The sequence below is a fragment of the Clostridium sp. FS41 genome, from assembly GCF_000954015.1.
GTDB lineage: Bacteria > Bacillota > Clostridia > Lachnospirales > Lachnospiraceae > Enterocloster > Enterocloster citroniae.
In genome coordinates this window covers 74,257-98,024 of sequence record NZ_JYHN01000039.1, presented here as the reverse complement: position 1 = coordinate 98,024, position 23,768 = coordinate 74,257, and the positions used below count along the sequence as shown (strand labels likewise).

21 protein-coding genes are annotated in these 23,768 nt (G+C 51.4%); 3 read left to right on the top strand and 18 right to left on the bottom strand.

What is annotated here, in order from left to right; genetic code table 11:
* The first annotated feature begins 273 nt into the window (after positions 1-273).
* A complete protein-coding gene (locus CLFS41_RS05555; RefSeq protein ID WP_040417605.1) occupies positions 274-1,701 on the top strand; it encodes a cell wall-binding protein in 1,428 nt (475 codons plus the stop codon).
* A 192-nt stretch (positions 1,702-1,893) separates the two neighbouring features.
* Entirely contained in the window at positions 1,894-2,574 is a 681-nt protein-coding gene (locus CLFS41_RS05550; protein ID WP_007870483.1) for a YitT family protein, read from the top strand.
* 111 nt (positions 2,575-2,685) lie between these two features.
* Here CLFS41_RS05550 and CLFS41_RS05545 read toward each other — a convergent pair whose 3' ends face one another.
* From CLFS41_RS05545 to CLFS41_RS05490, 12 genes are all read right to left on the bottom strand, one after another.
* Complete coding sequence (locus tag CLFS41_RS05545) at positions 2,686-3,537, bottom strand: MerR family transcriptional regulator (RefSeq protein WP_007870486.1); 852 nt, start codon at positions 3,535-3,537, stop codon at positions 2,686-2,688.
* 213 nt (positions 3,538-3,750) lie between these two features.
* Positions 3,751-4,905, bottom strand: a complete 1,155-nt coding sequence (locus CLFS41_RS05540) for a nitronate monooxygenase family protein (RefSeq protein WP_045091696.1) — start codon at positions 4,903-4,905, stop codon at positions 3,751-3,753.
* Entirely contained in the window at positions 4,905-6,623 is a 1,719-nt protein-coding gene (locus tag CLFS41_RS05535) for an acetyl-CoA carboxylase carboxyl transferase subunit (protein WP_007870491.1), read from the bottom strand. The genes CLFS41_RS05540 and CLFS41_RS05535 overlap by 1 nt, the downstream gene beginning before the upstream one ends.
* Before the next feature lie 44 nt (positions 6,624-6,667).
* Complete coding sequence (locus CLFS41_RS05530) at positions 6,668-8,020, bottom strand: acetyl-CoA carboxylase biotin carboxylase subunit (RefSeq protein WP_007870493.1); 1,353 nt, start codon at positions 8,018-8,020, stop codon at positions 6,668-6,670.
* Positions 8,021-8,055: 35 nt separating this feature from the next.
* Positions 8,056-8,484, bottom strand: coding sequence for a 3-hydroxyacyl-ACP dehydratase FabZ (gene fabZ, locus CLFS41_RS05525; protein ID WP_007870495.1), 429 nt, complete (start codon positions 8,482-8,484; stop codon positions 8,056-8,058).
* Positions 8,485-8,500: 16 nt separating this feature from the next.
* Positions 8,501-8,992, bottom strand: coding sequence for an acetyl-CoA carboxylase biotin carboxyl carrier protein (gene accB, locus CLFS41_RS05520; RefSeq protein ID WP_045091695.1), 492 nt, complete (start codon positions 8,990-8,992; stop codon positions 8,501-8,503).
* A 16-nt stretch (positions 8,993-9,008) separates the two neighbouring features.
* Positions 9,009-10,247, bottom strand: a complete 1,239-nt coding sequence (gene fabF / locus CLFS41_RS05515) for a beta-ketoacyl-ACP synthase II (protein ID WP_045091694.1) — start codon at positions 10,245-10,247, stop codon at positions 9,009-9,011.
* 22 nt (positions 10,248-10,269) lie between these two features.
* Positions 10,270-11,010 (bottom strand): 3-oxoacyl-[acyl-carrier-protein] reductase, encoded by a 741-nt coding sequence (gene fabG, locus CLFS41_RS05510; protein WP_045091693.1) that lies wholly within the window; start codon positions 11,008-11,010, stop codon positions 10,270-10,272.
* A gap of 49 nt (positions 11,011-11,059) precedes the next feature.
* A complete protein-coding gene (gene fabD, locus CLFS41_RS05505) occupies positions 11,060-11,980 on the bottom strand; it encodes an ACP S-malonyltransferase (RefSeq protein WP_045091692.1) in 921 nt (306 codons plus the stop codon).
* Positions 11,981-12,017: 37 nt separating this feature from the next.
* Positions 12,018-12,980, bottom strand: a complete 963-nt coding sequence (fabK, locus tag CLFS41_RS05500) for an enoyl-[acyl-carrier-protein] reductase FabK (protein WP_082082504.1) — start codon at positions 12,978-12,980, stop codon at positions 12,018-12,020.
* Between the two features lie 66 nt (positions 12,981-13,046).
* Entirely contained in the window at positions 13,047-13,280 is a 234-nt protein-coding gene (gene acpP / locus CLFS41_RS05495) for an acyl carrier protein (RefSeq protein ID WP_007870511.1), read from the bottom strand.
* Between the two features lie 80 nt (positions 13,281-13,360).
* On the bottom strand, positions 13,361-14,323 hold the full coding sequence (locus CLFS41_RS05490; RefSeq protein WP_007870513.1) for a beta-ketoacyl-ACP synthase III: 963 nt from the start codon (positions 14,321-14,323) through the stop codon (positions 13,361-13,363).
* A 270-nt stretch (positions 14,324-14,593) separates the two neighbouring features.
* Between CLFS41_RS05490 and CLFS41_RS05485 the strand changes: the two genes are divergently transcribed.
* On the top strand, positions 14,594-14,857 hold the full coding sequence (locus tag CLFS41_RS05485) for an AbrB/MazE/SpoVT family DNA-binding domain-containing protein (protein ID WP_007870516.1): 264 nt from the start codon (positions 14,594-14,596) through the stop codon (positions 14,855-14,857).
* Positions 14,858-14,954: 97 nt separating this feature from the next.
* Here CLFS41_RS05485 and rsmI read toward each other — a convergent pair whose 3' ends face one another.
* From rsmI to CLFS41_RS28920, 6 genes are all read right to left on the bottom strand, one after another.
* On the bottom strand, positions 14,955-15,812 hold the full coding sequence (gene rsmI / locus CLFS41_RS05480; protein WP_045091690.1) for a 16S rRNA (cytidine(1402)-2'-O)-methyltransferase: 858 nt from the start codon (positions 15,810-15,812) through the stop codon (positions 14,955-14,957).
* A 42-nt stretch (positions 15,813-15,854) separates the two neighbouring features.
* Complete coding sequence (locus tag CLFS41_RS05475; RefSeq protein ID WP_045091716.1) at positions 15,855-16,583, bottom strand: tRNA1(Val) (adenine(37)-N6)-methyltransferase; 729 nt, start codon at positions 16,581-16,583, stop codon at positions 15,855-15,857.
* 54 nt (positions 16,584-16,637) lie between these two features.
* Positions 16,638-17,567 (bottom strand): stage 0 sporulation family protein, encoded by a 930-nt coding sequence (locus tag CLFS41_RS05470; protein ID WP_007870544.1) that lies wholly within the window; start codon positions 17,565-17,567, stop codon positions 16,638-16,640.
* 154 nt (positions 17,568-17,721) lie between these two features.
* Complete coding sequence (holB, locus tag CLFS41_RS05465; protein ID WP_007870546.1) at positions 17,722-18,711, bottom strand: DNA polymerase III subunit delta'; 990 nt, start codon at positions 18,709-18,711, stop codon at positions 17,722-17,724.
* Positions 18,712-18,791: 80 nt separating this feature from the next.
* On the bottom strand, positions 18,792-20,711 hold the full coding sequence (locus tag CLFS41_RS05460; RefSeq protein WP_007870548.1) for a sigma-54-dependent Fis family transcriptional regulator: 1,920 nt from the start codon (positions 20,709-20,711) through the stop codon (positions 18,792-18,794).
* A gap of 26 nt (positions 20,712-20,737) precedes the next feature.
* Positions 20,738-23,749: a glycosyl hydrolase gene (locus tag CLFS41_RS28920; protein ID WP_048931056.1), complete on the bottom strand. Its 3,012-nt coding sequence runs from the start codon at positions 23,747-23,749 to the stop codon at positions 20,738-20,740.
* Positions 23,750-23,768: the final 19 nt, after the last annotated feature.

Genomic DNA, 23,768 nt, shown 5'->3' with positions numbered 1-23,768 from the left:
TTTCTATCCATATTCTTCCTAAATTCCAGATCCCAGCCCTTATTCTGCGGTCATTATCCTAAATATCCAAAATCTGTATTTTTTGTAAGAAAGTTTACGTGATCTTACAGCAAATATTACGGTTCATTACGGTTACCTGACATCTATTGACCTTGGAGCGGCTCCATAGTATATTCTAGCCCATGTCAGATATGACGCAGGTGCAGCAGGGTTTTACGGCCAACGGCCAGGCCCTGCGCACCACCCCCTGAATGACCGAAAGGAGAAATGATGATGAGAAAATGTACAAAATGGTTTATTATACCCTGCGCAGCTTTAGGACTTACACTGGGAAGCGCTCTTGTATCCTTTGCAGCCACCGGATGGGCTGAGGAAAACGGAGAGTGGGTCTACTATCGCTCAGATGGAAGCAAGGCAACGGATGTATTTGCAAAATCAGGCAACAACTGGTTCTATCTGGATTCCGATGGCGTTATGGCCAAAAGCCAGCTGGTGGAAAAGGACGACAATTATTACTATGTGAATTCGGCCGGGGCCATGGTCTCCAGCCAGTGGCGCTCCATTGAAAATGAGGATGGGGGCGGGGATGAACCTGACTCCTACTGGTATTATTTCCAGTCCAACGGCAAAGCGGTGAAGAAATCAGGCAGCAGCGACAGTGTAAAATTTGTCACCCTGCCCAATGCCTCGGGACAGGGCAGGTACGCCTTTGACGACCAGGGCCGAATGCTCTTTGGGTGGATCGATGAGAACGGAGAAATGCTCACGGATGAGGACGCATGGAAAAGCGGCCTGTACTACTGTTCTGACAACGGCGATGGCCGTATGGCCACGGGATGGAAGTACATCACGGCTGAAAACGATGAGGATACAGAGCGTGAAGGCGATGGATACTGGTTCTACTTTGCAACCAACGGAAAGAAGACAAGGGACACGGATTCCAAAAAGATCAACGGGCGCAAATACCGTTTTGATGAGAACGGCGCGGCCCACTTTGAATGGTACAATGATCCCGGAACCGCTTCCGGCTCCTCTGCCGTAAGCAAGTTCTACAACACAGAGGAACAGTGCTGGATGTCCACCGGATGGTTCAAGGCAATCCCTGATGAGGATGTTGACCCCGAGGGCTATGAGGAAGGCGAGATGCAGTGGTATTACGCGGATTCCAGCGGCGACCTGGTGACTGCCCAGATCAAAAAGATCAACGGCCAGTCCTATGGCTTTGACCAGTACGGAAAAATGCTCCACGGGCTTTACAGGATCGAGTTTGAGGAAAACGGAAAAACCATCCGGTCAGCGGAGGAAATAGAAAGCGTGGACCAGCTTCCGGACGAGGATGAGGAAGGCGTATACGTATACTACTTTGGTGACTCACCCAAGGAGGGCGCTGTAAAGACCGGCACTGCCACCATTGAGATTGACGGGGACAAATATTACTACAGCTTTTCAAAGGCAGGCAGCAAGAAGGGCGCAGGTGTTGACGGCGTTGACGGCGACTCCATCTTTATTAAGGGCAGAAGGATCGAGGCCGAGGAAGGCAGCAAATACCAGCCCGTGACCTATAAGGATGAGACTTACCTGGTGAGCACCGCAGGCAAGCTGATGAAGAACAAAAAGAACATCAAGGACTCCGATGACGTGTACTACAAAACCGACAGCAAGGGAAGGATCGTGGACTCCGGAGACGAAAAACTGGATTAAAAAAGTATTAAGAGTATATAAAGATAAGGAATTCCCTTGACTTACCCCGGGGTACATAAGGTATAATATGAAACAGGGCGGCTTCGGAGGCCATATGGCTTCCGAAACCGCCTGTCGTAGTACTACAGTAACTGATATTATTTTATAACCGTTCTGAACAGTTACATTATTTTTAAGAAAGGAAGTTTTATTATGAAGCAGCTGAAGAAGCTGGCTTGCCGTACTGTCCGCGATATCCGGGTAACATTTCCCCCAAGGACTGTGTTAGCCATTGTTCTCGGAACAGCCATTACCACCTTCGGAATCTACAATGTTCACCGACAGGCAGATATTACGGAGGGAGGTATCCTGGGATTGATCCTGTTGTTCAATTTCTGGCTGGGCATGTCATCTTCCATACTGTCCCCCCTATTGGATACCTTAAGCTACGCCCTGGGATTTAAGTACCTGGGAAAGGAATTCCTTAAGACATCCATTTTCGCAACCATTTGTATGGCCGGATTCTTCCGGCTGTGGGAACTATTTCCCCCTGTCCTTCCAAGCCTGGCTGAATATCCGCTGACCGCGGCCCTGGTGGGAGGATGTTTTATCGGAACAGGCTGCGGCCTTGTGGTCCGTCAGGGCGCCTCCTGTGCAGGTGATGATGCCTTGGCCCTGGTTATCTCCAAGATCACCGGCTGCCGCATATCAAGGGCTTATCTGCTTACGGATGTAACGGTACTGGTTTTTTCCTTATCCTATATTCCGGCAAAGCGCATTGTGTATTCCCTGATCACCGTAACTGTGTCCTCCTTTTTAATCGACTTTATCCAAAACTTCGGAGTGGAAAAGGATGATGGAAAAGACAAGAAAGAATACGGTACAGCAGTTTGATCATAAATAAAACCGCCGCCCCAGTCAGCGGATCCGGATCATATCCGGTCCCTGGCTGGGGCGGCGGTTTTTATACGCTGGGTCAGTCTCTTCAGGTCATCACATAATCATCTATATCTGGGACAGGATCCTTCTTGCCGGCATATACACCTCCAGGCAATAGACCGCCCCTTCTTCGGCAAAAAACGAGGTCATGTCATTGGCATACACCAGGCCTTCTGTCTCAATCCCGTGCTTATGACCCCACTGCACCATGCGCTGTATCATCTCAAAGCTGGGAAGGGGCGTGCCAGACTCCAGCACCGTGTACAAGCACAGTTTTTCCTCTGTCATGGGATATCTCCCAGCGTTAAACCCTTCACCCAGGTCCGGCTCCAGCCCTTTGTAGAGAAGAAGCCGGGTTCCCTGTACGGCCAGCCCTCTGCCCGTATAGGTAAGCATATTATAAAAATATGTCATGTCCAGACCTGCAACGGTGGAGGAGAGACGGAACCATTCCTTAAGCCCCTCCTGAAGGTTTTCACAGTTTCCCATAATATAGGCGGACGGAAACTTCCTCAGGGAATACCGGTTTAGGCATTCCTCGATACGTGTCATGTCCTTTTCCACCAATTTCAGCCTGGTGATGATCTGCTGGTGCATCCGAACATTGCGCTCCTCCTCGGCCATCCGCTCCCGCAAATGGCTTCTTCTGGATTCCATGGAGCGCCTGCCGCTCATAAGCCCCTCGATCTCTTCCAGGCTGGTATTCATCTTTCTCTGGTACAGGATATACATCAGCTTATATATGTCCTCTTCCGAGTAATATCTGTATCCGTTATCCTTTTTTCTGGCATTGATAACACCCTTCTTTTCATAGAAGCGCAGGGCATCTCTGCTAAGGCCCACCATCTGAGCCACGTCTCCGATCAGATATTCCGTCTTCTTTTTGACTTGCGCGCCTTCTATCATTTTTACTTCCATTATTACCACCCTTTGCGTCTTTCATATTCCCCCTACTAGATTAAAATATTCCAGTCCAATGGTCAATGGGTTGAAGGAAAGTGCAAGAGAACCGTAATAAAAATGACAGATTCATTTCCGCTGTTCAGCGGGTATTATTCAAGTGAATTGTGGATAATGTGGATAACTTGGGGATAACTTTGTGAATAGCTTGGGGATACTGCGTGGACAACCCTATGGTTCCCCTGCCTGGCCCTCCACCAGGTCTCTCATCACGTTTTCCACCGTATCAATGGTTTCCGCCCTGTAGGCATTGCTGCCGCAGAACAGCAGGGCATGTTCCGTGTCCCCCTCAGCTGCATTTACAAGGGCCATGGTGATACAGTATGGAATGGTCCTGATATCACAGTGCTCCAGACACTGGAAGCAGGATTTGATGGCCGGGCGGTCTCCGTCCTTGATCCGTCTCAGGAAGGGGTTCATAATCGCCCTTCCCGGCATTCCCACCGGGCTCTTGGTAATGACAATATCTTCCTTCTTTGCCTGGATATACGCCTGTTTGTAGGCATCTGAGGCATCACATTCCTCAGTGGTCACAAACCTGGTGCCCACCTGGACTCCTTCGGCGCCCAGCTCAAACTGGTGCATCACATCCTCATGGGTATAGATACCCCCTGCCGTCACCACAGGAATATGGCGGTTGTATTTGGCCTCATACTCCCTTACCACCTTGATCACTGCCTTTACTTCCTCATCATAGGCATCCCTGTCATAGGTGGCTGGTACATCGGCGGTGTCCGCCCCATATCCGGTAAGCTGGTCCAGGGAAAAGCCCAGATGACCGCCTGCCAGAGGTCCTTCCACCACCACCAGGTCCGGAGCCGCATGGCATTTCCTGTCCCACATCTTACAGATGACCATGGCCGACTTGGCGGACGAGACAATGGGGGCCAGTTTGATGCGGCGCTCCGGCATAGGCCGGCCGCTTTGTTCCATCTCAGCATAAGCCGACTCCACGTGTTCCGGAAGGGATACCGGAAGTCCCGCTCCGGAGATAATGATATCAGCCCCTGCCTTCACAGCCTCCTTGACCCACATGTCATAATGTTTGGTTGCAACCATGATATTAAAGCCAATGACACCCTGGGGCGCGATCTCCCTTGCCAGCTTCATCTCCCGGCGGATTGCCCTTACATTGGCTTCCACAAAATTAGTAGTAAAATCAGGTTCCCTAAATCCAATCTGGGCTGAGGAAATGATCCCCACACCCCCGGCTTTTGCAACTGCTCCTGCCAGGTTGTGCAGACTGATCCCTACTCCCATTCCCCCCTGAATAACAGGCTTTGGGGCTACTAAATCCCCGATTACCAACGGCTTTAATTCACTCATTACATTCTCCTAAATCTCTGATACCTGTGTTCTGCTAACTCTTCCCCCGACATGGCAAGGTAACTTTCAAAGAACTCTGCCATGGCGCTGTCCATAAACTCGGCAACACGGTAAAGATTATCTGCACAGACAGGCTCTTCCTCTGGTACGATCCTCTCAATCAGCCCCAGTTTCTTAAGATCCTGGGCAGTCACCTTCATGACCTTGGCTGCATCCGGCGCCTTCTTGCTGTCCTTATAAAGGATGGAGGCAAAACCTTCCGGTGAAAGGATGGAATAAATGGCATTTTCCAGCATCCACACCTCATCGGCCACGGCCATTGCAAGCGCTCCGCCGCTTCCCCCCTCTCCAATGACAACAGAGAGGACCGGCACCTTCAGATCCGACATCTCAAACAGGTTCCGGGCAATGGCCTCGCCCTGTCCCCGCTCCTCTGCTTCCAGTCCGCAAAATGCTCCTGGCGTATCCACAAAACAGATAATGGGGCGTCCGAAGGTCTCCGCCTGTTTCATCAGACGCAGCGCTTTCCGGTACCCGTCCGGAGACGGCATGCCGAAATTCCGCTTCAGATTCTCCTTGGTGTTCTTGCCCTTCTGCTGACCGATCACCGTTACAGGCATACCGTGGAACATGGCGATCCCGCCCATGACCGCACCGTCATCGCCAAAATAGCGGTCACCGTGGAATTCTATAAACTCGTCAAATATGGCATTGATATAATCCGCTGCCACTGGACGGTCCGACTTTCTTGAAAGCAGAACTGTATCCCAGGCTGTTTTTCCACTGTCGCCACTGTTTTCCATGGACTTATCCACGCCAACATGGTTCCGGTCCACAGGAATCTGGATATTCATCTTGTGGCTGCGGTGCATGTAGAGGATCTGTCCGATCACCCTCTTCTGGTCCTCCCGCTCCACGATCTTATCAACAAATCCATGGTCTAACAAAAACTCAGAGCGCTGGAACCCTTCGGGAAGCTTCTGTCCAATGGTCTGCTCAATTACCCTTGGCCCGGCAAATCCAATCAGAGCATGAGGCTCTGCCAGGATGATGTCGCCCAGCATGGCAAAGCTGGCAGTCACCCCGCCCGTGGTGGGATCCGTAAGCACGCTGATAAAGAGCTGTCCCGCATCGTGATGCCGCTTTAAGGCAGCCGAAGTCTTGGCCATCTGCATCAGGGACACAATCCCTTCCTGCATCCTGGCTCCGCCTGAACATGCAAAGATGATAACAGGCAGCTTCTCTTTGGTTGCGCGCTCCACCGCATCGGTTATTTTCTCACCCACCACATGGCCCATGCTGCTCATGATAAAGCGTGCGTCACACACACCGATCACAGCCGGATTTCCATCGATCAGGCCTTTTCCGGTAACAATGGCTTCATTCAGCCTGCTCTTTTCCCTGGCTGCCAGAACCTTCTTCTCGTACCCCGGGAACTCCAGGGGATTGGAAAAGGGCATCTCCTTGTTCCACTCCTCAAACGTCCCTTCGTCCACAAGCATCTCAATCCTGCGGTATGCATGGACACGGAAATAGCCGCTGCACTTGGGACATACGTAATAATTATTCTTTACATCCTCCACGTAAATCGGCTGACCGCATTTATTGCACTTGCGCCACAAACCCTCAGGGATCACCGGCTCCTCGCCGGGACCGCCTGTCTGCTTGTATTTCGTATCTATCTTTGTATATGTCTTTTTAAACATATTCCGCAACATAGGCATTTCCTTTCTGATTGCGCTCAGATCTTAGAGTTCCTTCATTATTTCACATAGTCCGGGAAGTGCTTTTCAATAAAGCTTGTATCCGTATCCCCTTCCTGGAATGCTTCATTTTCCAGAATCTCATACTGGAAATTAATATTTGTCTCTATGCCTTCAATGACCACCTCGCCCAGGGCGCTGCGCATCTTGGCAATGGCGGACTCCCGGTCTTTATCATATACGATCAGCTTCATCAGCATGGAATCGTAATTGGCCGGAACCTTGTAGTCACTGTAGATATGGGTATCCACCCTGACACCGTTACCGCCCGGTATATGGACATTGGTGATCAGGCCGGGACAGGGCATAAAATTCTTAGACGGATTCTCAGCATTGATACGGCACTCAATGGCATGGCCTGTGATGGTCACATCCTTCTGGCTCACACTTAAGAGCTCACCTGCCGCCACACGGATCTGCTCCTTGATCAGGTCCATGCCTGTGACCATCTCAGTCACAGGATGCTCCACCTGGATCCTGGTGTTCATTTCCATAAAATAAAAATTCCTGTCCTTATCCAGGAGAAATTCAATGGTGCCGGCATTTTCATATCCAACCGCCTTGGCGGCGCGGACAGCGGTCTCCCCCATCCGGCCTCTCAGATCTGCTGAGATGACATCGCAGGGAGCTTCCTCCAGCACCTTCTGATGGCGCCTTTGGATGGAGCAGTCACGCTCTCCCAGATGGACCACATTGCCGTGTTTATCCGCCATGATCTGGAACTCCACATGCCTTGGCTTTTCAATGTATTTCTCAATATACATGGTGTCATCGGAAAACCCCTTAACAGACTCCATCTGGGCCGCGTTAAAAAGCTCTGTGAAATCCTCTGCGCTGCGGGAAATACGCATGCCTTTTCCACCCCCGCCCGAGGATGCCTTGATCATAACCGGGAAGCCGATGTCCTTTGCCATGGCAAGGCCGTCCTCTGCTGCGTGTACCGGCTCTTTGCTGCCAGGCACCACCGGAACCCCCGCCTCCATCATGGTTTTACGGGCTTCCGACTTGTTTCCCATCTTGCTTATGATTTCAGCCGAGGGTCCGATAAAGGTGATGTTGCACTCAGCGCACAGCTTGGCAAACCTGGCATTCTCCGAAAGAAAGCCAAACCCCGGATGAATGGCATCCGCTTTCATGGCCACGGTTGCTGCCAGGATCCTCTCCATGTTCAGATAGCTCTGGCCTGAGACAGCCGGTCCGATACAGATGGCCTCATCTGCCAGCAATGTATGGAGACAGTCCCTGTCCGCCTCAGAATATACCGCCACGGTCCGGATCCCCATCTCACGGCAGGCCCGGATGATGCGCACTGCGATCTCACCTCTATTGGCGATCAAAATCTTATTAAACATCGGTATTCTCCCTCGATTCCCAAACTTTTTAATCTTTACTGTCCAACCATAAAGGTAAGTTCTGCGCTTACAGCCAGCTTGCCGTCCACAGTCGCAGTGGCTTTTCCTATGCCTACAGGACCCTTCTGCTTAATGATCTCGCACTCCAGCTTCACCTTGTCCCCAGGCACCACCTTGCGCTTAAACTTGGCCTTGTCAATGCCGCCAAAGTAAGCCACCTTTCCCTTAAATCCTTCCTGGGACAGGATCGCCACCGCGCCGGTCTGAGCCAGGGCCTCCACCAGCAGCACCCCCGGCATGACCGGTTCCTGGGGAAAATGGCCCTTAAAAAATGACTCGTCATAGGTCACACATTTATATCCAACCGCGCGTACGCCCGGTTCCAGTTCCTCAATACAGTCGATCAAAAGAAACGGATGTCTGTGAGGTATGATCTCCTGGATTTCTTTTACTCCCATTAACATAACTGTTTCCTCCTGATCATTTAATCCTGAACAGCGGCTGGCCGTACTCCACCACTTCCTCGTTGTTTGCAAGGATGGCTTCCACCACGCCGTCATACTCGCTTTCAATTTCGTTCATCAGCTTCATGGCCTCTATAATACCAAGAACCTGGCCTTTCTTCACCGTATCGCCCACTTTTACAAACGCGTCCGCATCCGGTGAGGAGGAGGCATAAAAGGTTCCCACAAGAGGAGAAGTGATCACCTTATCAGAGCCGATGTCCACCCCAGCCGCCAGGGCGGGCGCTTCCTGAGCCGGCACCGGGCAAACGCCGGTTCCTGCTGCCATTGCCGTGTTGATCATCTGGACTGACGCCTGATCCATGGAGGGAGCAGAAACCGTAAGGATCTGCGGCTGCTCCTTTTTACATTTCAGGGAAAGCTTCATATTGCCTTCTTCCAGCTCAAAGCTGGTCAGCTTATTCTCAGATACCGCCTGGATCAGCTGAATGATTTCATCTATATTCATAGCATTTCTCCTCCTATTATTCGCTGAATTTCCTGACGATCAGGCTGGCATTGTGTCCGCCAAAGCCCAGGGAATTGCTGATGGCAACATCCACATTCATGGCAACGCCGTCTCCCGCCGTATAATCCAGGTCGCACCCTTCTCCCGGTTTTTCCAGGCCAACGGTTGCATGTACGTATCCGTCCTCGATGGACTTGACGCAGGTAATGAATTCCACGCCGCCTGCTGCGCCCAGAAGATGGCCCACCATGGATTTTGTGGAGTTTATCTTTACTTTTCCGGCATGGTCTCCCAGTGCCAGCTTGATAGCCTTTGTCTCAAACAGGTCATTGTGATGAGTGCTGGTTCCATGGGCGTTGACATAGTCAATATCTTCAGGCTGAATTCCTGCGTCCTTAATGGCATTCTCCATGGCGCGGGCCGCACCGCTTCCGTCCTCTGCCGGGGAGGTGATGTGGTATGCGTCACAGGTTGCACCGTAACCCACTACCTCGGCCAGGATATTGGCCCCCCGGGCCTTTGCGTGGTCTAAGGATTCCAGAACTACAACACCTGCGCCCTCGCCCATAACAAAACCGTTGCGGTCCTCGTCAAACGGGATGGACGCGCGCTTTGGATCATCCGTTGTATTGAGAGCGGTCAGAGAGGTGAATCCGGCAATACCAATGGGGGTAATGCTGGCCTCGGCGCCGCCTGCCACCATCACATCGGCCTCGCCGTACTGGATGGAGCGGAATGCCTCGCCGATGGAATGGGTGCCTGTGGCACAGGCTGTGACCACGTTAAAGCACTTTCCCTTTAATCCAAACTGGATGGCAACATTGCCGGCCGCCATATTGCTGATCATAAGAGGCACCAGAAGAGGGTTCACACGGCTGGGTCCCTTTTCCAGCAGCTTCTGTACATCCTTTTCCATGGCCTGGAGGGATCCGATCCCGGAACCCACACACACGCCCACGCGGTATGGATCTTCCTTTTCCATATCAATTCCGGAATGCTCCAGGGCTTCCTTGGAAGCGGCCACCGCAAACTGGGAAAATGCCTCCATACGGCGCGCGGCCTTGGCGTCCATGTAATCCTTGGCATTAAATCCCTTTACTTCAGCCGCCAGCTTACATTTATAATCGGTTGTGTCAAAATATGTGATAGGGGCAATTCCCACGGTCTTATCCTTCAGTCCCTGCCAAAAACTTTCCACGTCATTGCCAATGGGGGTAATGGCGCCCATACCGGTAACTACTACTCTTGTTTTCATACGCTCACACTCCTGTTCTGCTCTACATTGCCATGCCGCCGTCTACACAGAGAACCTGGCCGGTTATATACTTTGCCTCATCGGAAGCCAGGAATGCTACTGCATTAGCAATATCCTGTGTCTCCCCAAATTTCTTCATGGGGATCTTCTCAGTGGCTGCTTCCTTTACACTGTCACTTAACACATCCGTCATCTCGGTGACGATAAAACCGGGAGCCACGGCATTCACCGTGATTCCCCTGCTTGCAAGCTCCCTTGCAGCGGATTTGGTGATGCCGATCACCCCTGCCTTAGCCGCACAGTAATTGGCCTGGCCCGCGTTGCCCAGAACACCGGAAACAGAAGACATATTGATGATCCTTCCGGACTTCTGTTTTAACATCTGGCGGACAATATGCTTGATGCAGTTGAACACACCCTTTAAATTGGTGTTGACGACCGCGTCAAAATCCTCCTCGGACATCTTCATCAGCAGGTTATCCCTGGTGATCCCGGCATTGTTTACCAGGATATCCAGACGTCCGTGCCTGGACACAATGTCCGCCAGCATCTGTCCGCAGGCCTCAAAGTCGGAAACATTACACTGCAGCGCCTCTGCCTTGCCTCCTGCGGCCTCAATCTCTTTTACCACTTCCTCCGCCTTTGCGGCAGAGCCATTATAATTTACAATTACCGTAGCACCCTTTGCTCCCAGGGTCAGGGCTACCTGGCGTCCTATGCCGCGGCTGGCGCCTGTTACAAGTGCAATCTTTCCTTCCAGCATCTTGGTCCTCCTTTTATTGTAATGCTTTCGCTTATTGTAAAGCTTCCGTTTATTGCAATGCTTCCACTACCTTGTCTATATCTTCCAGCTTTTCCACGTTCAGGGTTCTTACTTCCCTGCTGATCTTTTTCATGAATCCGGCCAGCGTTCTGCCCGGTCCGATCTCGATAAATGTATCCACCCCGTCAGCGATCATGGCTTCCACGCTCTGCTGCCATCTGACAGAGGATGATACCTGCCTGGTGAGCAGTTCCTTTACCGGCTCTGCCGTTGTCACAAACTCTGCGTTTACATTTGCTACATAAGGGATCCGGGGTGTATGGATCTCCACTCCCTCCAGTACCTTAGCCAGCTTCCCGCCGGCCTCCGCCAGCATACCCGAATGGAAGGGGCCGCTGACATTCAGCATAAGGGCACGCTTTGCTCCCGCTGCTTTCAGCTCTTCACATGCCTCCTCCACGGCTGCCTTTTTGCCGGAGATCACGATCTGGCCCGGGCAGTTGTAATTGGCGATCCACACGCCCTCCATGGCTCCTGTGACCGCCTCAATAGTGGACGCGTCCAGTGCCAGGACCGCTGCCATGGCGCCTTCCCCCACGGGAACGGCTTCCTGCATCAGGATCCCTCTCTGGCGCACGGTGCGGATGGCGTCTTCCGCGCTCATCACACCGGAGGCGGCCAGCGCACAATATTCTCCCAGGCTCAGTCCGGCAGCAACATCCGGCTTGATCCCTCTTTCCTCCAGCACTTCCATCATGGCAATGCTGGTGGTAACCATGGCCGCCTGGGTATATTCCGTGATATCCAGTCTGTCATTCTGTTCAAAACACAGCTGCGGCATGGAAAAGCCCAGAAGCTCCGATGCTTTGTCAAACACCCTTTTGCCAGTCTCTGTCTGCTCATAAAAATCCTTGCCCATGCCGCAGGTCTGTGCTCCCTGTCCCGGGAAAATAAATGCGATTCTGCTCATCCTCTTACTCCTTTATTGTAAACGCTGCTGTTATTGACTAATCCCTTTGCAGAAGCTTGGCTGCCTCCGCCATCATCTCATCGATCATTTCCTTGCAGGTCTGCTCCTTGGAGATCATACCCGCGATCTGTCCTGCCATCACGGTTCCGTTTATAACGTCACCTTCCTGTACTGCCTCCCTAAGCTTGCCCAGTGTCAGGTACTCCAGCTCCTCAAAGGACTTGCCTTCCTGCTCCAGCTTGATGTACTCCCTTGTCATCTGGTTTCTCAGTCCCCTTACAGGATGTCCATGGCTGCGCCCCGTAACGGTTGAGTCAATGTCCTTTGCCTTGATGATGCGCTGCTTGTAATTCTCATGTACAATGGATTCCTTGGCAACCACAAACCTGGTGCCCATCTGCACAGCCTCTGCGCCCAGCATAAAGGCTGCCGCGATCCCTCTTCCGTCTCCAATTCCGCCTGCCGCAATCACGGGAATGGATACCGCGTCCACCACTTGGGGAACCAGGGTCATGGTGGTCTGCTCACCTATGTGTCCGCCGGACTCCATGCCCTCTGCAACCACTGCCACTGCTCCGTATTTCTCCATACGGCGTGCCTGGGCAACGGACGCGACCACGGTGATCACCTTGATCCCGGCTTCCTTCCACATTTCCATATATTTTTCAGGATTTCCGGCTCCGGTGACAACCACCTTGATGCCTTCCTCCACAACAACCCTTGCCACATCATCCGCATGAGGGCTTAAGAGCATTACATTGACCCCAAATGGCTTTTTGGTCAGTTCCCTTGCCTTGCAGATCTCATCACGAACCACCTCTCCCGGTGCATTGGCTCCGCCGATCAGCCCAAAACCGCCTGCTTCCGATACGGCTGCCGCCAGATTATGTTCTGCTACCCAGGCCATGCCGCCCTGAATAATAGGATATTCAACTCCTAACATTTCTGTAATTCTCGTCTTCATTGTTCTACCTCCAGTTCTACATTCCTGAGCTTCCATTATGAATGAAACAGCGTGCTTCAGTAGTATCCACACGCCGTTGTCTTCTTTCATATCTATCTGTTTTTATGCCTCTACGCCTTTAGCCTTTAAGTAGTTCATAACCTCGCCCACTGTTGTCAGCTGCTCTAAGTCCTCAGCAGGGATCTCTACAGAATACTCATCCTCCAAGGCCATAACAAGCTCAAACAGGTCAAGGGAGTCGGCTCCTAAGTCCTCTTTAAAGGAAGATGCCTCTGTTACAGTTTCTGCCTCCACGCTCAACTGTTCTGCAATGATCTCTTTCATTTTCTCTAACATGGTTGTTGTTCTCCTTTTACATTTTCATATTTTTATATTTTATTATTATATTTTTACCATTTTTTGCTAACACTAGTACCCTACCACTCTAAAAGTGTAGCTCCCCAGGTAAGACCTGCTCCAAAGCCTGAGAATACGATCTTATCCCCGGCCTCCAGCATGCCCTTCCTGTTTATCTCATCCAAAAGAAGGGGTACGGATGCGCCCGAGGTGTTGCCGTAGTGCTCCATATTCACAGGGAAACGGTCCACGCTGACTTTTAAGCGCTTGGCAATGGACTCTATGATCCGGTAGTTGGCCTGATGGATCACAAAATATTTCACCTGTTCCGCTGCCACACCGCTGTCATCCAGCACCTGCCTGATGCACTCCGGTACTTTCTTTACAGCAAACTTAAATACTTCCTGGCCGTCCATGGTCATATATCCCAGCTCCGGCTTTTTTCCCATAAGGAAATTTCCGTTGGTCCTGGATCCACAGGTGAGCACTCCGCCCTTGGTACCGTCTGAATGCATATTCATTCCCAGTATCCCGGTGCTGTCTGCCTTTACCACCACAGCTCCTGCGCCATCTCCAAACAGCACGCATGTGTTCCTGTCTGTCCAGTCGGTCAGTTTGCTGAGTACATCCGATCCAATCACCAGCGCTGTTTTAGAAAGGCCGCTGCTGATAAATGCATGGGCGGTATTCAGTGCAAACACAAATCCGGTGCAGGCCGCGCTGATATCATAGCAGGCTGCATTAACCGCCCCGATCATGCCCTGAACCTCGCAGGCCCCATTGGGGAAACAGTAATCCGGTGAGGAGGTTCCCAGAAGAATCAGGTCTATCTCCTCCGGCTTTACGCCAGACTGCTTTAATGCTTCCTGTGCCGCGCAGGCCGCCATATGGGAGGTACTATCGGCTGTTGCAATCCTTCTTGCACCGATACCCGTGCGGCTGCGGATCCATTCATCACTGGTCTCCACAATCTTTGCAAGGTCGCCGTTGGTCACTATCTGCTCCGGTACATATGAACCGGTTCCTATGATTCTTGTTGTCATTCTTCTTACCCGTCCCGAATCCTTCCAGCAATAAGCGGACTCTCGCCTTCCTTTTTTGTCTCCATAACGGAAATACTTTGAACATCAAAGTAATACTACAGGAAAGATATCTATTTGTCAAGAAATATTTTTTGTCGCTTTTTGCAAAGTTTACTGCACTTTGCCATTTCTTACCATTTCTAACATTTACATATATTGACTTTCATTACTAAATTTGGTAAGTTTAATTTGTAAAAGGGGATAAATCTTTATATAAGGGGGTTGAAAATCATGAAGACTACAGGTGTTATTCGTAAACTGGATGAGCTTGGCAGAATCACGCTTCCCATTGAATTAAGAAGAAGTCTGGATCTGGACGTTAAGGATGGCCTGGAAATTACGGTCCAGGACGACTGTATCATCCTCAAGAAAGCGGAATGTGCCGATATCTTTACCGGCAGTACCGATGAACTGCTTGAATACGAAGGTAAGAAGGTTTCTAAACAGTCCGTTATCGCCCTGGCTAAGCTGGCCGGCCTGAATGTGGCTGAGTAAAACAAATCTACATAGAAAGAACCCACGGCATCCCTTAAAAGGGAGGATAGCCATGGGTTCTTTCTTATATTTATTAATGTGTTTTATGAATGGATCTTCAGGCAGGGCCCTGCAAAAGCTGCTGGTACACATCCCTCTTACTGATCCCCCGGTCCCCGGCCACTGACTTCATGGCCTCCTTCTTATCCTGTCCCATGGATATATAATGGTCCATATGTTCCTCTATGGACATTTCCTCCCAAGTCCTGATCCGTTCCTGCTTAAGCTCCTGAGGGGATTTTCCTTCTATTACGATCACACATTCCCCCTTTGGCTCCTCCTGTCCGTAGACTGACAGGGCCTCCTCAAAGGTAGTTCTGAAGGCAGTCTCAAATTTCTTGGTCAGCTCCCTGAGAATGGTTATCCTCCTGTTCCCCAACGTCCCATATAGGTCATCCAGTGTTTTCACCAGATGATGGGGCGCTTCATATATAATGATGGTCCGGGTCTCATCCTTTAGCTCCTTAAGAATCCTGAGCCGTTCCTTCTTATCACTCTTCTCAGCGGGCAGGAATGCCTCAAAACAAAACCGCCTTGTGGACAGACCCGACATGGTAAGGGCTGTGACACAGGCCGCAGGCCCTGGAAGGGATGTGACCTCAACCCCCGCCTCATAGCACTGGCGCACCAGCTCCTCCCCGGGATCCGATATGCCGGGGGTTCCTGCATCGGTGATCAGTGCAATGTTCACCCCTGACTGCAGCTGTTCCACCAGATACCTGGCTTTATCCACCTTGTTATACTCATGATAACTGGTCATAGGTGTCCTAATCTCAAAATGGTTCAGAAGCTTGATGCTGTGGCGGGTATCCTCTGCCGCGATCAGATCCACTTCCTTTAATGTTCTGAGTACCCTGAAGGTAATGTCCTCCAGGTTGCCGATGGGCGTTGCACACAGATATAACTTGCCTGCCATAAGCCGCTCCCTTCTATTACTATAGTGTTATAATGTCCGGCCTCAATATCCATAAGTGGTGCGTATCTCCCGGGAGTACTCCCCCTCCCGGTCAAACACGATCACCGGCGGCTCCACCTTTAAAAGAGCTCCGCCGCCCCTCACCGCCTCAATGAGCACCATATTGGCCTCCCGGTCCACATACGGGTGGACCATCTTCATCCGCTTTGGCTCCAGCCCATGCCGCTTCATGGTCTGGATGATCTCGATCAGGCGCCTGGGCCTGTGGACCATATAGAACCGTCCTCCCGGCTTCAAAAGCCTGGTCCCCTCCCGCACCACGTCATCCAGGGTGCACTTGACCTCATGCCGCGCAATGGCCTTGGCATCCCCGGGATTCTTAAGCCCATGGGCATCATTCATATAGGGCGGGTTGGATGTGACCACATCAAAAGAGGCCAGGGCAAATAGACCGCCGGCCTCCACAATGTCTCCCGTGACAATCTCCACCTTATCCTCCAGATGGTTGTATCGAACGCTGCGCCTGGCCATATCCGCAGATTCTTCCTGAATCTCCAGCCCTGTAAAATGCTCTCCCTCTGTCTTTGCAGTTAAAAGGATGGGGATGATGCCTGTCCCTGTTCCCAGGTCCAGCACCCGCTCCCCCTTTTTTACCACTGCAAATCCTGATAAAAGCACTGCATCCATACCAAAACAAAAAGCGCCTTTTCTCTGGATAATACCATAATGATTCCTCTGCAGGTCATCGATGCGCTCATCATCCCGAAGCATCACCGGGCCTGCCTGGGTCCATGTATGTTCCACTCGATCATCCTCCCGGCAGCCTTAATTATTATCCAGCTTTGACTTGCCTTCCCTTTTCTCAAGGGCTTCCAGCTGCTTCAGCTCCGCGTCCGGCCCATCGGCCGCCTGCTTCTCCCCGCCTTTGCCCTTTTTCTTTCTGGGCTTGAACTTCAGCTGGTCTACCTTATACTCTCGGATCTCTTTTTCATCCTTGTCAACGGTGACGATCACCTTTACCTGCTGGCGCAGCACATTGACGCTCTGGACCTCACCTTTTAAACCGTCATTGGTGGTCACATAATCACCCTGGTTGGGCAGCCTGCTGTTTAAGACTTCATATGTCTCCTCCTCATTCTTAAGGCAGCACATCAGCCTTCCGCACACGCCGGATATCTTGGTGGGGTTCAGGGACAGGTTCTGCTCCTTTGCCATCTTAATGGACACAGGTATGAACTCGGACAGATAGGAATGGCAGCACAGGGCCCTGCCGCAGATGCCGATCCCACCCATGATCTTTGTCTCATCCCTTACGCCCACCTGGCGCAGCTCGATCCTGGTCTTAAACACACTGGCCAGGTCCTTTACCAGTTCCCTGAAGTCGATCCTTCCGTCAGCCGTAAAATAAAACAGCACCTTATTATTGTCAAATGTATATTCAGCATCGATCAGCTTCATCTCCAGGTTATGCTTCTTGATCTTCTCCTGGCAGATCCTGAACGCTTCTTTTTCCTTTGTCTTATTCCTGCTCTCCGCAGCCTCATCCTCTGCGGTCGCCATACGGATCACAGGCTTTAACGGCGGTACCACCTTGGACTCATCCACCTCACGGTTGCCCAGCACCACATATCCATATTCAATTCCCCTGGCAGTCTCCACGATCACGTGGTCCCCAGTCTTAACTTCCCGGCCTGCCGGGTCAAAATAATAAATCTTTCCCGCTGTGCGAAAACGCACTCCGATCACTGTTATCATTCCGTGTTCTCCTTCTCTTGCCGGCCCTTTGCCGACCCGCTCAGGTCGCGCTCCCAGGCCATCTATCCATCTCAATCCGCATCTATCCTAAAAACCGTCTGTCCTAATATCATCTGTCCTAATATCGTCTGTCCTAATACTGTCTGTCCTAATACTAGTTCTCCTTCATGGTCAAAAGCATCAGCTCCATCACAAGCTCTGTGTTAACATTGGCATCCAGGCGTATCCTGGCCTTGTCAATGGCTTCCAGTATGCGCTCCAGTCCCTCATATCCGCTGACCGTACTCATGGACTTAATGGTTGAAAACTCATCCTTGAATATCAGCAGATTAATATCCTTTGTGGTCTTATACATGAGAACATCCCGGTACCACATCTGCATGAAATCCAGACAGCTGTAGATATCCAGGTTCTCCTCCCGAAGCTTATGGATATAATCTAAAAGCTCCGATATATCCGCCTCCTTCAAGTGCTTCAGCATATGAAGGATCTCATCATACATCCGTTTAAAATCCTCTGACTCCGCCAGATGAATGGCCTTGCCCAGGTTTCCCCTGGCAAAAGCAGCGTAGATCTCAGCCTGGCTCTCCTCCACCCCAAGGGACTGGATCAGATATTCCTTTACCACCACATCCTTAAGGGGCTTCAGCTTCAGCTGCACACACCGTGAAAGGATGGTTGGAAGAAATGCGTCCGGATTCGTGGTCAGAAGCAGGATCACCGCATAGGAGGGCGGCTCCTCAATGGTCTTTAAAAGGGCGTTCTGGGCCTGGACCGTCATCTTTTCCGCTTCATCCACAATATAAATTTTATAGTAACTGCTGTAGGGTCTTACCAGAATAGTGTCATTGATCTGTTCCCTGATATCATCCACGCCAATACTGGCCGGCTTTTCATGGGTCACATAGATCAGGTCCGGATGGCTTCCCGCCAGCACCTGCTTACATGCGTGGCACTGCATACATGGATCCGGCAGCCCCTTCTCACACAGCAGGTTCAGCGCAAACGCATTGGCCAGGGATTTCCTCCCCATGCCGGCCTCTCCGCTTAATATATAAGCATGGGAAACCTTCCCTGTCTGAACCGCGTTCCGGAAATGATCCTTTATCTGTTCATGACCTAATATATCGTTAAAACCCAGCATTCTGATGGTCCCCCTTGGCGCAAAAATATACTAAATTAGTATAACATAAGATATTTTTAATGTATACCCTTAAGTTTTTCCTAATCGATCCCATATTTTTTCAGCCTTCTCCACAATGTGGTGGTACTGATATCCAGAGCCTTGGCAGTCAATGTCTTGTTGCCGTTATATTTTTGTAATGTCAGGTACAGGAGTTCCCGGTCCGCCTCCTCCATGTTCCTGTTTCCGGCTTCCAATCCGGGAACCTGTTCCTCCCTCCCGTATAACTCCTCCAGAAGCTCCATAACATACCTGTCCGTCATGATCCGCCTCCCTGAGGTCAGAACGCATCTCTCGCAGAAATGCTTCAGCTGCACCAGATTTCCTTTCCATGAATATTCAATGAGGATCCTCTTGGCATTGTCCGTGAGTACATGGAAGGTGGAATATTTTTCCACATAATGGGAGATGTAAATCGTAACAAGCCGTTCAATATCCTGCTTTCTCTCCCTCAGAGGCGGAATCCGCAGCGCCATGGAACAGAACGCATAATACAGATCATCCCTGAACAGCCCCATTTCCAGGAGTTTCCTCATGTCCTTGGTGGTGGTGCCAATCAGACGGGTATTTACATTCTGGATCCGGTCCAGATCATTGTAGAGAAGGGTATTGTTCTGGATAATATTATTAAGGAAGTACTGGGTTCTGGTCCCCATTTTATCCAGCGCATTGATGCACAGGGTACCGTTCTCCGCAGCCAAAAGCGCTCCTTTGGTCTGTTCCCTGGAATCCGGGTTCAGAAAACGCTTCCCAAACAGCAGGTCGATCTGGGCCTCATCGGAAAGCCCCGCAATATTTACAGAGATATAGGCGCCTGACTTTCGCAGGCTGTGGTTGTGGATCGCCTGGGCCATCTCTTCCCTCTCATCCCCAGGGTTTCCCCAGATGATCACAGGGCTGTCGGATATGGCATAACATTTTGCCAGCTGGACGGTTTTTGGCATTCCCTGGCTGAGATACTCAATATCTGAAAAAGAATGTTTGGCAATATATCCGCACAGGTACTGGTCCTTCATCCGCTTTGTCTCATCAGCACTGACCGGGCGTTTAATCTTATTACAGGAAATGATCGCCCCGTCCGCCTGATCCGCAATGACAATGGGCGTCATCATGATCATCACCCGTTCCCGGCCGATACAGGCAATGGAGCAGTAAGTTTCCTTCGTGCTTCCCAGGACCTTTTCCACCTCTTTCTTATCCATATCACCCAGGACAGCCGTGACGGCTTTTCCCTTTACATCAGTGATGGACTGGCGCAGCATCAGCTCCATGGCATGGTTCATTACAGTGATAGCGCCCTTTTTATCAACCTGCAGCATACCGTTTACCGCCCCCTCCATGGCGGCGGCAAACCGGACGCTGTTGCTCTTCTCCTTCTGAATGGCCTGGTACAAAGCCTCCGCCTGGATAATTGCATTCCTCACTGATTCCATTGTGGAGTAAAAATATCCCGATGCAATGTTATCATTGCGGAAATTCTTTGTATAAGCCAGCACATCCGCTCCGCCTATGATCCCGTCCAGTTCCTCAAAGATCCCATCTGTCAGCACCTTTTGGAAATTGTACCCCTCATCCAGATAATATCGGAACAGCTGTACTCCGAACAGCTGATCAAAGCATGTGGTATCGCAGAACATATTGGGATCCCCCACCAGCCCGATGCGTGGATGTTCTTTTCCTATCTTCTCCTTCAGATCCATGACTAAAAGTCCCATCTCCTGGGCTGTCAGGACAATATGGATCACCGTGATATTGGTATACTGCTCGATCAGCCTGGCTTGGCGGCCCCTGGCAATAATGATGGTGATACCATCCGACACCGCCTTTCTCGCCTCCGCCACCGCATCTGGTCCTCCTTCAATCTTCTTTAGAAGGGAAATGTTTCCCGGGTTTTCTGCCAGAACCTCCTTTGCCATATCATATACGCCCTGATCCGGTGCAAAAAATGCAATTCCTGCCATCCTATCCCTACTTTCTGTTATCGCCCCTATTTATAGATTACCGCCTCATAAGCCTGGATCTCCTCCTCTTCCCCTTGGTAATTCACGTATCGATGGCTCTTTGGGCAAAAGCGCTGCCCCTCGTTCAGGCCCAGCAGTGTACCGGCTATCACCAGCCTGACTGTAACCGGTCCGTCCGTGGAAAGTGTTCCCGGAATCCTCCAGCCATACTCCGACCAGGCCCGCGTTCCCAGGCATACGCCATTTACCCACAGTTCCACGCTGTCCTGAAGCCAGGAATCCCTTATGGCAAGAGTGAACGGTTCCCCCGCAGCAGCCCCTTCCATTATGATATCCTTTTCATATTCAGCCACTCCACCGTAAAAGGGGATCCCCCCGGCCTCCGGATCCTTTAATGGCACGGACTTCTTAAGTGCCCCGATCCCCCAGCCAAGACCTTTGATCCTTACGGAAAATGCACCGGCCAGGTACAGCGGACAGCGCAGCCCGTCAAAGTTTTCCTTGCAACGGACCACAAGCCGCAGTTTGTTTTCCCCCATCTGCAGCCGTTTGCCGCACTCCACCGCCAGATTATTAGGAAGCCACAGCTCCTTTGTCTCAAACATCTCATCCAAAGGCCGGTCATTCAGCCATATCCGAAAGGAACCCCTGACAGCCTCCGGCTCCATGGCCAAATAGACCGGCTCTGTCAGCACGGAGGGATCATCTACTGAAAATGATGTTTGGTACTCATAGTCATCCTCTGAAAGTTCCAGCTCTTTTGGACAGCCGAACTGCCGTTTCAGCGCAACCGGAATCAGCATCTTTCCTTTTTCCAGCTGATCCACCACCGGCATGGGCTCCACGTCCGGTGCCTTCTGTCCGGTGCCCTCCGCCCGCAGAGACCATCTTCCAAGGCGCAGTACATTGGGCCTTTTTAATGCCAGGCGCCATTCCCCGTCCAGGGAAAGCTCCACGGTCCGCTCCTCTGTTCCCATCCCTCCCCGGATCATTCCATTTCCATCCGCGGTAAAGATACCTGATCCAAAGGGTGCCAGGCGCAGGGATCCATCCACTATATTACCACTAATCCACCGCTCCGCCGGGCCTGCATTTACCAGAAAATAGACCCTTCTTCCATCCGCTCTGCCGTATTCCGCGGAGAACACGTCCTCCATTCCCCGGCCATCGGCTGCCTCAAGCTTGTATCCACCCAGGCGTTCCTTAAGGCAGCGGCACAGTGTCTCCCCCTCCCTCACATAAAAACCATTGCCTCTGCCCATTTCCAGCCACTCCTTCATCCACGGTCCGGGATCCAGTGTCTGGATCTGTTTCTCCGGCAGGCTTCCCACTGCCGCTGTAATCCCACCTGCCTCAGTGAACTCTTCCACCTTCCGGAAACATGCATCCTCCAGATTATCCAGATAGGGGAGCACCACTGCTGAAAACCGCTCCCCATTGATGCGGATCCCCACCCCCTCCTCATCCCGGCAGACCTCTCCCGCTGCAAGAAGCCCCGGATCGATCACATAGTAGTCCAGCCTGTATTTTAAAAACAGTTCCTGAAGCCGGCCAAACTGCTTCTTCTTTTCATCCTGCCCCTTCCCTGCCGTCCACAAGGAGGTGACCGGATCCACAAGGAGCAGGGGAACGATGCGGCGGAGCGTGCGGTTTGGTTCTGTAATGTAGCCGGCATACGCACTCAACTCCTTCATATCCTTCCACCAGGGCATCTGATAAAAAGCGGAGGGAGGGGCATCATATTTTTTCAGGCCGTTGGATGTATAGTAAAAGGCGTGGATCACAAACCATTGGATTCCCTGAACGGCCAGCCAGTCAAATGTCCACTTCATATCCTGTAATGTCATTCCCCAGCCAATACTGTGAAAAGCCTCGCACAGAGCCGCCCTGCCTCCATAAAAATGTCTTGCTGATGCAGCAAATTTGGCGTTGGCCCTGTATTTGCCAGGAGCGATCAGAGGATGCACCCCCGCTTTCTGATGCCCGGCATCCACGCCCGGGCAGTGCATATAGCGGAGAGAGCTGCTTCTCATAATAGGCTTTTCTCCTATGAACAGCAGTCCATGGTCCTCACACCAGCGGGATACCTGCCTGTCATAGCTCTCTGTAAAAGCCTCTGTGCAGGTATCCCAATATGCATACAGGACCCGGTCCGTCATGTCCCCCATGGAAATCCCAAAAAGCACCGGAAGGTACGAAAGGATCTCTATGCCTGTCCGCTTTATTATAAGGTCAGGCAGCAGAGTTGACCAGGGCCTGTCCGGAGGAAAAGCCGTGATCTCATCGGTAAAGATCCCCTTGATCACCGTTTTAAAATACCTCCCAAGCCTCTTGGCATACCGCTCATGGGTAGTATCCAGGTAAGCGCGCACAGCGTTGGGATTCAGGGTATCCACATACGTTCCAAAATACTTAAATCCTGTCATTACCACCTCTGTGAACACATAAATCTGCCAGCTTCCCTCCGGCGCCTCCCACTGAAGCTGTTTCTTTTGTCCCCCTGTAAAATACCGCTTCCTGTTATAATCTGTCAGGCCGCTGAACTGGAAGATCTCCTGGCTGTAGGAGATTCCCGTATATTCCAAAAGCCCGATCCCCTTTTTCCATTCAATTTTCCCTTCCTTAGAAGGATAGGCCATGGCCGACAGCACCTGGCCCCAGGGCAGGTCAAGGACAACACGCTCTTTGCCCTCTGCCGTACACGACCTCATCTCCAGCTTCTTACACTGGTACTCCGGATGGTCTAAAAGCACCTGGCCCGCTGTCACGCCGCTGGGATAAGGATACTCGTCATAGAGCCATACCTCCATTCCCCTCTCCCCGGCCGCCTGGACGGCAATTTCCACCTTTTCCATAAAAAGTTCCGATAAATACGGAACATCCATCCCCTGGCGGGGATGGATGATAAAGCCCTGGATCTCCTGCTTATGCATCTCTTCAATTTGCCGCAGGATCTCCTCCGTTTCCATCCCTCCGTTCCAAAACCAGAAGGGCTGGATTCCTAATCTAAGATCCTCATATCCTGTCTCAAGTCCCATATCTTCTCCCAAATTCCAA

Coding starts and splice junctions, on each gene's coding strand:
- CLFS41_RS05555 (WP_040417605.1), top strand. CDS start 274: ATGAGAAAATGTACAAAATGGTTTATTATACCCTGCGCAGCTTTAGGA.
- CLFS41_RS05550 (WP_007870483.1), top strand. CDS start 1,894: ATGAAGCAGCTGAAGAAGCTGGCTTGCCGTACTGTCCGCGATATCCGG.
- CLFS41_RS05545 (WP_007870486.1), bottom strand. CDS start 3,537: ATGGAAGTAAAAATGATAGAAGGCGCGCAAGTCAAAAAGAAGACGGAA.
- CLFS41_RS05540 (WP_045091696.1), bottom strand. CDS start 4,905: ATGAGTGAATTAAAGCCGTTGGTAATCGGGGATTTAGTAGCCCCAAAG.
- CLFS41_RS05535 (WP_007870491.1), bottom strand. CDS start 6,623: ATGTTGCGGAATATGTTTAAAAAGACATATACAAAGATAGATACGAAA.
- CLFS41_RS05530 (WP_007870493.1), bottom strand. CDS start 8,020: ATGTTTAATAAGATTTTGATCGCCAATAGAGGTGAGATCGCAGTGCGC.
- fabZ (WP_007870495.1), bottom strand. CDS start 8,484: ATGTTAATGGGAGTAAAAGAAATCCAGGAGATCATACCTCACAGACAT.
- accB (WP_045091695.1), bottom strand. CDS start 8,992: ATGAATATAGATGAAATCATTCAGCTGATCCAGGCGGTATCTGAGAAT.
- fabF (WP_045091694.1), bottom strand. CDS start 10,247: ATGAAAACAAGAGTAGTAGTTACCGGTATGGGCGCCATTACCCCCATT.
- fabG (WP_045091693.1), bottom strand. CDS start 11,010: ATGCTGGAAGGAAAGATTGCACTTGTAACAGGCGCCAGCCGCGGCATA.
- fabD (WP_045091692.1), bottom strand. CDS start 11,980: ATGAGCAGAATCGCATTTATTTTCCCGGGACAGGGAGCACAGACCTGC.
- fabK (WP_082082504.1), bottom strand. CDS start 12,980: ATGGAAGCTCAGGAATGTAGAACTGGAGGTAGAACAATGAAGACGAGA.
- acpP (WP_007870511.1), bottom strand. CDS start 13,280: ATGTTAGAGAAAATGAAAGAGATCATTGCAGAACAGTTGAGCGTGGAG.
- CLFS41_RS05490 (WP_007870513.1), bottom strand. CDS start 14,323: ATGACAACAAGAATCATAGGAACCGGTTCATATGTACCGGAGCAGATA.
- CLFS41_RS05485 (WP_007870516.1), top strand. CDS start 14,594: ATGAAGACTACAGGTGTTATTCGTAAACTGGATGAGCTTGGCAGAATC.
- rsmI (WP_045091690.1), bottom strand. CDS start 15,812: ATGGCAGGCAAGTTATATCTGTGTGCAACGCCCATCGGCAACCTGGAG.
- CLFS41_RS05475 (WP_045091716.1), bottom strand. CDS start 16,583: ATGCTTCGGGATGATGAGCGCATCGATGACCTGCAGAGGAATCATTAT.
- CLFS41_RS05470 (WP_007870544.1), bottom strand. CDS start 17,567: ATGATAACAGTGATCGGAGTGCGTTTTCGCACAGCGGGAAAGATTTAT.
- holB (WP_007870546.1), bottom strand. CDS start 18,711: ATGCTGGGTTTTAACGATATATTAGGTCATGAACAGATAAAGGATCAT.
- CLFS41_RS05460 (WP_007870548.1), bottom strand. CDS start 20,711: ATGGCAGGAATTGCATTTTTTGCACCGGATCAGGGCGTATATGATATG.
- CLFS41_RS28920 (WP_048931056.1), bottom strand. CDS start 23,749: ATGGGACTTGAGACAGGATATGAGGATCTTAGATTAGGAATCCAGCCC.